Origin of the sequence: Streptomyces sp. T028 (genome assembly GCF_048159505.1) — a bacterium.
Lineage (GTDB): Bacteria > Actinomycetota > Actinomycetes > Streptomycetales > Streptomycetaceae > Streptomyces.
The window spans coordinates 26729-35810 of sequence record NZ_JBLRVZ010000068.1 but is presented as its reverse complement, the minus strand read 5'-3'; the positions used below and the strand labels follow the sequence as shown (position 1 = coordinate 35810).

Here is a 9082-nt window from a genome sequence, read left to right as displayed (position 1 = left end):
TGAGCTGTACTGAGATTTGTGGAGTCCCTGATGCCAGGGCTACGGTCCTGGCGAAGGAGAACCACCAGCACCATGGCAGCACCCCGTAAATACCCGGACGAGCTCCGCGAGCGCGCGATCCGTGAGGTCCGCACCACCGGCCGGCCGATCGCGCACGTCGCGAAAGACCTCGGCATCCACAAGGAGGCCCTGCGCGGCTGGGTCCGCCAGGCCGAGGCCGACCACGGCGAACGCGACGACCGGCTCACGACCGCCGAGCGCGAGGAGCTTAGGCAACTCCGCAAGGAGAATGCCGAGTTGAAGCGGGCGAACGAGATCCTCAAAGCCGCCAGTGTGTTTTTTGCCCAGGAGATCGACCGTCCCCGGACGAGGCCGAGCAGGTGATAGATCACCTGCGTGACAAGGGTCTCGGGGTCGATCCCGTCTGCCGGGTTCTGGAGCTGTCGCCGTCGACGTACTTCGCCCGCAAGAAGCGGCCGAAGTCGGCCCGTCGGCTCCGTGATGAGCAGCTCATGCCGCTGATCGAGGAGGTCCACACGGAATCGGGCGGCACCTATGGTGCCCGACGGATCACCCGGGCCCTGCGCCGCAAGGGCGTCGACGTGGCCCGCTGCACCGTCGAGCGGCTGATGGCCGAGCTGGGCCTGGAGGGCGTCATCCGCGGGCAGCGGCGGAGGACCACGGTGCCGGAGCCGTCGGCGCCCCGCCCGCCGGACCTGGTCGACCGCGACTTCACCGCCTCGCGGCCGGATCAGCTGTGGGTGGCGGACATGACGTATGTCCGCACCTGGTCCGGGTGGGCCTACGTGGCGTTCGTCCTGGACGTGTACTCCCGGATGATCGTCGGCTGGCAGGTCGCGAACCACATGCGCACCGAACTCCCGTTGGACGCGCTGGAGATGGCGTTGTGGAGACGCCGGATCAAGAAGGACTCCGGCCTCATACATCACAGCGACCGCGGGTCGCAATACGTATCAATTCGGTATACCGATCGGCTGTCCGACATCGGGGCTTCGGCCTCGGTCGGCTCGGTCGCGGACAGCTATGACAACGCGATGGCCGAGGCCCTGAACGGCACCTTCAAGGCCGAACTGATCGAGATGCAGGGCCCTTGGAAGGACGTCGACCAGGTCGAGCGGGCGATCTTCCAGTGGGTCACGTGGTACAACGAAGAACGCCTCCACTCCGCCCTCGACTACGTACCGCCCGCCGAGTACGAGGAAGCCTTCTGGCGAAGCCAGGAGCAAACCCCGCAGTCCGCCTGAAACAAGATCACCGGACTCTACGAAACTCGGGGCAGCTCACTAGAGCTACCTTCAACGAACCCAGCCCCGCTCAGCACACAGGACACAATCCCAGCTCACACACCCCGGCCTCCCCACCGAAGCCACCCACCCCGCCTCTCAGTGAACCTGCAACACACCAGGCCATTCGCCGCCCCGTACACCAACAAGCCCCTTTCCGAGCGTCAAATGGGCGCTCGCTGTCAGACAGTGAGCCCCACCATCGCCGCGCTCTCCCTCCACAGGAGATCCCGCACGCGATCGTCTCGCGCCAGTTCCGACGGGTCGGGGAACGTAAGTTCGCCCCGGACCAGCGAGGCGTAGACGCGGTCCGACGGCGGACTGACCCTGCCGAGGGCCAACTCCGCCAGGGCCTCGCCCGCGCGTTCAGGCGTTCCGAGGTGGTACTGGGGACGGAATCTGCTGAGGACCGCAGCGATCGGCGGCAGCAACAGGGGCATGAGCTTGCGGGCCACCCAGGGCTGGCTGCGTCCCAGCGAGGTCCCCCCGGTGAGGCCGGGGTTGTACGCGATCACGGTGAGGTGACGCGCCTGTGCCTCGTCCTGTACGGCCAGGGAGCGTGCGGTGAGCAGGTTGCAGAGCTTGGACGCCGGGTACGCGCGCACACCGCCGCCCTTGGGCGGATGGGCGAGCCTCTCCGGGTCGAGCGTCTTGGGCCCTATCGGCGTGATCGCCGGGTCGTGTGTGTCACTCGTGGTGATGACCAGCCGCCCGTTGTCGGCCATGGCGGGCAGGAGCAAGCGCGCGAGCAGGTAGTGGGCGAGATGGTTGACGGCGAAGGTCGGCTCGTAGCCGTCGGGGGTGCGCGGGTGGGAGTTCGGGAACTGCCCACCCGCGTTGAGCACCAGAATGTCGATGCCGGCGGCTTCCGTCCGGTGCCTGACGTCGTCCGCGAAGGCGCGGACGCTGTCCAGGGACTCCAGGTCCAACGGAAGCAGCTCGACACCTTCGGGGGCGACCCGGTCGATCCCTCTGGCGCCGGCCAGGACCCGGGTGTCGTTCCGGGCGACGAGATGACGGACGGCCTGCGCACCCAGTCCTGCGGTCGCGCCCGTCATCACGATGGTTGTCACGGGATGCCCCCTTGGTCGTTTCTGTGGTCCGCCGGTCAGGCGAGGTCGGCCAGGTCTTCCGCGGTGAGGTCGATGTCGGCGACCGCCATGTTGTCCTCCAGGTGGGAGACAGACCCCGTGCCCGGGATCGCCAGGGTCACCGGCGAGGAGGCCAGCATCCACGCCAGGCCGATCTGGTGGACGCTGGCACCGTGCCGGTCGGCGACCTTGGCCAGCCGGGCGTCCTCGAACTCGCCGCCACCTCCCACCGGGTGGAACGGAACGAAGGCGATCCCGGCCTCTTCACAGGTCGCCAGCAGGTCCGCGTCGCCGCGCCGGTTGGCGTGGAACTCGTTCTGCACGGCAGCCACGGGAGCGATCGCACGCGCCTCGGCAAGGTGGTCGGCATCGACGTTGCTCAGCCCGAGGTGGCGGATCAGGCCCTCCTCGCGCAGGGCCGCAAGCGCCTCGAAGCGCTCGGCGAGCGACTCGCCGGTCGGGGGCTCCATGAAGCCGATGCGCAGGTAGACCAGGTCCAGGCGGTCCACGCCCAGGCCCTCCAGGTTGGCCTCGACCAGGCCGCGCATGTCGGCGGCGGTGCCGTGGGAGAAGCCGTCGGGGCGGACGATCGGGCCAACCTTGGTGGCCAGGACGAGCCCCTCGGGGTAGGGCTGGAGGGCCTCGCGGATCAAGGTGTTCGCGCGCACCGCTCCGCCGGCGCTGGCGTAGAAATCGGCGGTGTCGATGTGGTTCACACCCAGTTCCACGGCACGCGCCAGCACCGCGCGGCCAGCCTCGGGGTCGCGGGCGGGGCCGCCCATGCCCTTCTGGGACGGCAGACGCATGGCCCCGAATCCGAGCCGGTTGATGGTCAGGTCGCCGCCCAGGCGGAAGTCTTTGCTCATGCCATCAGGCTGCACGGCTCCGAAACCCCGGGCCAGGTCGTGGCATCTTGTTGCCAGAGGCACAATGAAGGTATGCCGCAGACCATGGTCCTCAGAGGAGATCTGGAGCTCCGGGCCCGCCTTGAGCCCCTGGCGGGGTCTCACGACGCGGAATGGGTCAATGTCGCTCGCGACCTCGACACCTGGCCAGGTGCACGCGAGGCCGCTCGCCTGCGGATCCGCCGACACGGCGCGCACCACGCCCGCAAGCTGTACAGCGCCACCGTCCTGGCCGACGAGCGCGACCGGGAGACCCTGCGCGAGCTGGCGGCACATGGCATTCAGGTGCGCATCGCGGCGACCCCGATGCTCCAGGGAACGGTCTTCATCGACCGGCGGACCATGGTCCTCACCGACCCCGCGCCCGCGACGCCTCACGGGCACGACGGACGGCACCGGACGTACACGATGAGCGCCGAGCCGTCGCTGGTCAGCGGGGCATACGCGTTGTTCGAAGCCGCGTGGGAGAGCGCGACCGACCTTGCCGCGTTCTTCGATCCGGACCGGCCTCGGATCGGCGCGCAGGGCCGTGCGGTCCTGTCCGCGCTGGGCTCTGGCATGACCGACGCGGCCGCCGCGCGGGCACTGGGGATGTCACTGCGCACCTACCGGCGCCGGGTGGCCGAGCTCCTCGTCACCCTCAACGCGGAGTCGCGGTTCCAAGCAGGCGTGCGGGCAGGCGAGCTGGGCCTGACCCGGGGTTGACACGATTGCTCAAGGACAGCCCCTGACTCCTGTCGGACGCGGTCACGCCTCCAGGATGCGTTCGAGGTAGTCCAGGTCCTGCCGGATGAGCGCGAGCGCCGCCTTGGGTCCGGTGGCTTCCGGGTCCGGCTCTCCGGCCGCAGCACCATGGCCACCGCCAGATCCGCCATGTGTCCCGCGGCCTCGGCGTCCGTGAAGTGGTGGTCGCCGGGGTGGTGCCACCAGGCGACCCAGTTGCACATGCCGGCCACCACCAGCGCGGTCGCCCGGGCGTCGACGGGCCGGGACTGCCCCTTCCTGACGCCCTCTTCGATCACACGCACGAGCCCAGCATGGCGACCCGCATACCTGCGCGGTGCGCTTTGGCGGCTTCCGGGGGCAGATCAGCCTCCGAGCGCAGCAGCAGTTGGAAACGCTTTGGCTGACTGGCCCGCTGAAAAGCGATCAGATGGGCGATCTCCCGCAACCGCACGTCCGGATCGAGGGACTCGTCGGCGGCGAGTGCCTCGATCTCCGCCGCGGGACCCTCGGTCATCTGTGCCACGAGCTTGGCGAGCAGGTCCTCCTTGCTCTTCACGTAGTAGTAGAGAGCCGGCCGCGTGATCCCCATCGCCTCCGCGATGTCCCCCAGATTGGTGCCGGAGAAGCCTCGCTCGGCGAAGAGCAAGGACGCCTGCTCGAAGATCTCGTTCTCCACGAGTTCCCGGCGCGCCGTCGGCCGCTTCGGGGTGTCCGCCGCGGCCCTCGGCTTCGCAGGACGTCGTCCGGTGGCCCGCTTTTGCCGTCCCCCCGTCAGTCCCCGGGCTTGGTACCTGATCCAGCGTCTCGCGAGCGTTCCGTCATGGACCCGATGGAAACCAAGGGGGACGTCGGTCCCAGGTCACGTCCGCCGGATACCGGAGACCAGCCGATCCCAGTTCCCGGAGGCGATCCCTTCCCGGTCCGCCCCACTCAGGGCCGCGTCCTTCAAGAAGCCCCGCACGCCGTCCTGCGGAGCCGGGACGAAGGGGTAGTCGGTGGAGAACAGCACCCGCTCGGCACCGACCACCTCGATCGTCCACCGCAGATAGCGCTCGCTGTACAGGCCGGACGGCGTGAAGTAGACGTTCTCCCGGAAGTAGTCGACCAACGGTCGGTCCAGCTTCGCGAAGGGAGCGATCTCCTGGATGCGGTCCAGGTAGAAGAGGACCACCTCGCCCCAGTGGCCGACGATCACCTGGAGATCCGGGAACTGGTCGAAGACGCCGCTGACGATCAGCCGCAGCAGCTGCACTCCGGTGTCGTAGTGCCAGCCGAGCCCGAAGAGGGTCAGTGCCGTGCTCAGCATGTCGTCTTCGACGTCGTAGTAGCTGTCGCGGACGGACCGGGGTGGTGTCTGCGGGTGGAGGTAGATCGGTGCGCGGAGCGCCTGCGCGGCTTCGAAGATCGGCCAGCAGACGGCCTGGTCGAGGCTGTTCTCACGCGTGCGGGCGAGCAGCATCGCTCCGTTGAGGCCCAGGGTCCGCACGGAACGCTCCAGCTCGGCGGCCGCTTCGTCGGGCGACTGGGTCGCCAGCGCGGCGAACCCCTGCAACCGCTCGGGGTGAGACCGGACCGCCTCGGCGAGTCGGTCGTTGGTGACCCGCTGGAGGGCCACGGCGTCGGCCCGCTCCAGGATTTGCAGGCCCGGCGGCGTCAGGGAGAGCACCTGGACGTCCAGGCCGCTGGCGTCCATCGCGGCGACGCGCGGCTCGTCCAGTTCGGCCAGCGGGCGCGCGTACCGCTCCATCGACGCCACGCGCAACGACGGGTCGTCGCACCATCGGGGATCGAGCCCGCGCCAGGCCTCCAGCACTTCGGCCGTGACGAAGTGTTCTTCCAAACCCGCGATTCGCATGTGTGGCTCCTTGTGGTCCGCGCTTCATCGCGCGTGCACAAGCTAATTGCTGAGCTATGTTATATCAATAGCCCGTGATATATGATCGCAGACGGACCCCCATAGCTGACGTACCCGTCCGAGAACCGAGGCCCATCGTGACCAAGAGCAGCCGGGAACCGTACGTCCGCGCCCTGGAGCCCACCTCCATGGTGGACCAGGTCGCCAAGGAGATCCGCCACTCGATCCTGGCCGGCAACCTCCGCCCCGGCCAGTCCTTCTCCCTGCGCGAGATCGCCGACCAACTCGGCGTCAGCTTCATCCCGGTGCGGGAGGCGCTCCGGCAACTGGAAGCGCAGGGCCTCGTCATCACCCGGCCCGGCAAGAGCGCCCTCGTCGCGCCGCTCCACCAGGACGACTTGAACGGTATCTACCGGCTGCGCCGCAGGATCGAGCCTGAACTCGGCAGCCGTTCCTGCGTCTTGCTGCATGCCGCAGACTTCCAGCGGCTCCAGGCCTTCGTCTCCATGTGCGGGGACGAGGACCTCGGCGTCGACGAGATCTACGACGCCCATCGCGCCTTCCACCTCGAACTGCTGCGCCCGGCAGCCACCACCTGGGATCTCCGTATCCTGGAGAGCCTGTGGCACGCGGCCGAGCGCTATATCAGGCTCGCCTTCTCCGGTCTGGACAGCCGGCCCGAGGAACACCGGCGGCGCAAGCACTCGCACGCCGCCCTCCTCGCCGTCTTCCGCGAAGGCGACCCCGACGCCGTCGCCCAGGCCGTACTCGACCACCTCGACGAGAACGAGAAGATCGCGCAAGGGGCGCTTCAGGTTCAGTAGCCGGCCAGGGTCATCGGACGAGTTCGCGTTTGAGGATCTTTCCGGTGGCGGTCATGGGCAGGGCGTCCGCGAACTCGATGATGCGCGGGTACTTGTGCGCGGGTACTTGTGCGCGGCCATGGTCCCCCGGCACCAGTCGGCCAGGTCGTCCTGGGTCAGTTCGGCGCCCGCCTTGAGGACGACGAACGCCTTGCCCCCCGTGGCTCGGGTGGGGGACGCCGACCACAGCGGCCAGGCTGACCGCGGGGTGGGTGAGCAGGACCTCCTCCAGCTCGCGCGGGTAGACGTTGTAGCCGCCGCGGATGATCATGTCCTTCTTGCGGTCGACGATGTAGAGGTAGCCCTCGGCGTCCCGGGTGGCGATGTCACCGGTGTGCAGCCAGCCCCGATCGTCGATCGCCTCGGCGGTCCCTTCGGGGCGTCCGAGGTAGCCCTTCATGACGTTGTGGCCGCGCACACACATCTCGCCGGGTTCGTCGACGTCCGACTCGGTGCCGTCCTCCCGCTGGACCTGGACCTCGACGCCCCACACCGGCAGGCCGATGGAGCCCGGCTTGCGGGGGCGCTCCCGGTGGTTGAAAGTGACAACCGGGCTGGTCTCGGACATGCCGAAGCCCTCCAGGATCGGCACCTCGAAGCGCTTCTCGAAGCCGGTGAGGATCTCAACCGCGAGTGCGGAGCCGCCCGACACGGCGATCCGCAGATTGGCAGTGATCTTCGCCAGGTCGTACCGGTCGGCGTCGGGGTGATGGAGCAGGGCCCAGTACATGGTGGGCACGCCCGCGAAGAAGGTGACGTTCTCCTGCTCCATCAAGGCAAGTGCGTCGCCCGGAGTGAAGCGGGGCAGCAGGACCAGGGTGGCGCCCGAGGCGAGGCCGGCGTTCATCTGGACGGTCTGGCCGAAGGTGTGGAACAGCGGGAGGGTGACCAGCTGCACGTCGTCGTCGGCGACGGTGCCGAAGAGCCGCCCGCACAGCAGGGCGTTGTGCACCAGGTTGCTGTGGGTGAGTTCGGCGCCCTTGGGCTGTCCGGTGGTGCCGCTGGTGTACAGCACAACCGCGGTATCGGTCTCCGACGTCGGGCGGGAGACTGGAAGGACCGGGTGGCCGTCGACGAAACGGGCGAGGGTCTCCCCGGATTCCCAGGAGCTCGTCGCGTCCGGGTCCGCCGTCAGCAGGACGAACAGTCCGCACTCCGGTGTCTCCTCGAAGGCGGCCCGCCCCCGCTCCCCGATCGGCAGGTCGGGGCCGCCCTCGTAACAGAAGTACGCCTTCGCCTGCGAGTCGCGCAGGTGGTAGGCCACCTCCCGGTCGGTCAGCAGGGTGTTGAGGGGGACCACTACGGCGCCGGCCTTGAGGATGCCGTAGTAGACGACGGGAAAGTACGGCAGATTGGGACAGCTGAGCGGCACCCGGTCCCCGCCTCGGATGCCCCGGGCCAACAGACCCGCGGCCACGCGGTTGGCCGCGGCATCCAGTTCGGCATAGGTCAGGCGCCGCTCGCCCAGCACCACCGCGGTCCGGTCGGGCTGGGTGCGTGCGGTGTCTTCGAGTAGAACAGCCAGGTTGAGCACGGGGTGTCTCCGGTGCGGGTGCCGTGGGGTCAGGTGGAGGGTGACTCGGCAACGAGGGTCGGGCCGGGCTCCGTGTACGGGGTGGAGTCGGACGGGACGGCACAGTGCCCGTCTGCGGCGAGCGCGCCGTAGACGCTGGGCTTGTTGGTCTTCAGCCACCAGGCGTAGCCGAGTCCCAGGAGGGCCGCCGCGAGAGCGAGACCGCCAGGCCGGCCGTGAAGACGGTGCCGGGCTGGAACGATTCCAGGGGCAGAGCGTCGGTGCCGCGCCGACCCACGACGGCGAAGTCCAGGATGACCAGGACACCGATCTCGCAGACCATCAGGGTGCCCAGCACCTTGGCGCTGAGGTCGATACGCCGGTAGCTGAGGATGCCCGAGGCGGCCACCCCCAGCGCGGTGAACACCTCCCACGGGACGGAGACACCGACCTGGGCGAAGGTGATCTGCATGAAGTAGCCGAAACCGCCGACGAGTTGCAGGCCGACCGCGCTGTAGGCGATCAGCGCGACGAAGGCCGCGGCGACACCGGGGGTCCGTCCGAGGCCCCGGCAGATGAAGGTGTAGAAGCCACCGGTGTTGGTGATCCGGCGGGCCATAGCGGCGTAACCGACTCCGAAACAGAGCAGGACCAGACCGGCTATGACGAAGGCGCCCGGTGCTCCCGCCCCGTTGCCGAGGGCGCACTGGAGCGGGACGACACCGACGAGGGCGGCCATCGGGGCGGCGGCCGCGACGACCAGGAAGACGATACGGGAGGCGCTCAGGTCTCTGGTTCCGCTGGGTGTTGCCATGGTGTTCCGCC

At 68.8% G+C, this 9082-nt stretch carries 10 protein-coding genes; 3 read left to right on the top strand and 7 right to left on the bottom strand.

What is annotated here, in order from left to right; translation table 11 throughout:
* The first annotated feature begins 72 nt into the window (after positions 1-72).
* A protein-coding gene (locus ACLZN2_RS46025) for an IS3 family transposase (RefSeq protein WP_416986009.1) occupies positions 73-1265 on the top strand; the annotation gives its coding sequence in 2 pieces (ribosomal slippage) (positions 73-337 and positions 337-1265; 1194 coding nt in all).
* Between the two features lie 221 nt (positions 1266-1486).
* Here ACLZN2_RS46025 and ACLZN2_RS46020 read toward each other — a convergent pair.
* Positions 1487-2377, bottom strand: a complete 891-nt coding sequence (locus ACLZN2_RS46020; RefSeq protein WP_416986007.1) for an SDR family NAD(P)-dependent oxidoreductase — start codon at positions 2375-2377, stop codon at positions 1487-1489.
* Positions 2378-2412: 35 nt separating this feature from the next.
* Complete coding sequence (locus ACLZN2_RS46015; protein ID WP_416986006.1) at positions 2413-3261, bottom strand: aldo/keto reductase; 849 nt, start codon at positions 3259-3261, stop codon at positions 2413-2415.
* 72 nt (positions 3262-3333) lie between these two features.
* On the opposite strand from ACLZN2_RS46015, the gene ACLZN2_RS46010 reads away from it, so the two are divergent.
* A complete protein-coding gene (locus tag ACLZN2_RS46010) occupies positions 3334-4005 on the top strand; it encodes a DNA-binding response regulator (protein ID WP_416986004.1) in 672 nt (223 codons plus the stop codon).
* Here the strand turns inward: ACLZN2_RS46010 and ACLZN2_RS46005 are convergent.
* The 3 genes from ACLZN2_RS46005 to ACLZN2_RS45995 form a co-directional block, all read right to left on the bottom strand.
* Positions 3906-4322 carry a hypothetical protein gene (locus tag ACLZN2_RS46005; RefSeq protein ID WP_416986010.1) on the bottom strand — a complete coding sequence of 139 codons (417 nt, stop codon included), beginning with the start codon at positions 4320-4322 and terminating at the stop codon, positions 3906-3908. The two genes, ACLZN2_RS46010 and ACLZN2_RS46005, sit on opposite strands and share 100 nt — an antisense overlap.
* Positions 4319-4702 (bottom strand): TetR/AcrR family transcriptional regulator, encoded by a 384-nt coding sequence (locus tag ACLZN2_RS46000; protein ID WP_416986002.1) that lies wholly within the window; start codon positions 4700-4702, stop codon positions 4319-4321. Before ACLZN2_RS46000 ends, ACLZN2_RS46005 begins: the two co-directional genes overlap by 4 nt.
* 183 nt (positions 4703-4885) lie before the next feature.
* A complete protein-coding gene (locus tag ACLZN2_RS45995) occupies positions 4886-5881 on the bottom strand; it encodes an amidohydrolase family protein (protein WP_416986000.1) in 996 nt (331 codons plus the stop codon).
* Between the two features lie 137 nt (positions 5882-6018).
* Between ACLZN2_RS45995 and ACLZN2_RS45990 the strand changes: the two genes are divergently transcribed.
* The gene (locus ACLZN2_RS45990; RefSeq protein WP_416985998.1) at positions 6019-6705 is read left to right on the top strand and encodes a GntR family transcriptional regulator; all 687 of its coding nucleotides are present in this window, start codon (positions 6019-6021) and stop codon (positions 6703-6705) included.
* 10 nt (positions 6706-6715) lie between these two features.
* Here ACLZN2_RS45990 and ACLZN2_RS45985 read toward each other — a convergent pair whose 3' ends face one another.
* Together ACLZN2_RS45985 and ACLZN2_RS45980 are read right to left on the bottom strand one after the other, a co-directional pair.
* Positions 6716-8278, bottom strand: a complete 1563-nt coding sequence (locus ACLZN2_RS45985) for a long-chain-fatty-acid--CoA ligase (protein ID WP_416985997.1) — start codon at positions 8276-8278, stop codon at positions 6716-6718.
* A gap of 151 nt (positions 8279-8429) precedes the next feature.
* A complete protein-coding gene (locus tag ACLZN2_RS45980) occupies positions 8430-9071 on the bottom strand; it encodes a hypothetical protein (RefSeq protein WP_416985996.1) in 642 nt (213 codons plus the stop codon).
* Between the last annotated feature and the right edge of the window lie 11 nt (positions 9072-9082).